The organism is Mesorhizobium sp. M8A.F.Ca.ET.165.01.1.1, assembly GCF_004792065.1.
Lineage (GTDB): Bacteria > Pseudomonadota > Alphaproteobacteria > Rhizobiales > Rhizobiaceae > Mesorhizobium.
Genome location: NZ_SRTH01000119.1, coordinates 1 through 360 on the forward strand (window position 1 = coordinate 1; position 360 = coordinate 360).

At 53.1% G+C, this 360-nt stretch carries 1 pseudogene; it reads right to left on the minus strand.

What is annotated here, in order from left to right:
- A pseudogene (locus EN808_RS36860) lies at nt 1–218 on the minus strand (DUF805 domain-containing protein); the annotation flags it as partial.
- Nucleotides 219–360: the final 142 nt, after the last annotated feature.

Below are 360 nucleotides of genomic sequence, written 5' to 3' on the forward strand. Positions count from 1 at the left end.
ATGAAGAGGTAGGAATACCAGCACTCCGAGCGACTGGCCCTGCCGGAAAAGTTCACATAATTTCGGCAAAAGCTTGCAATCGCTTCACCAAAATTCATCGACGGCGGGGTGTCACCGAAACGATTGACGCCGGCTGGCGGCGCCCTCAAGACAAACAACAATGGCAAGCCGAGAAGGATTAGAACTATCAGCCAATGCCATATCGAAAAACTGCCCATGATTTCCCCCAACACCCCAATCTCGGGAGCTATGGATATCCTGCCTACCCCGCCGGAATCAATCGCAGATTGCACCCAATAGGCGATTTGCACTGCAAAATACTTTGTGGACGGAAGGCTGGGGCGAGGTGGCCCGAGTCTA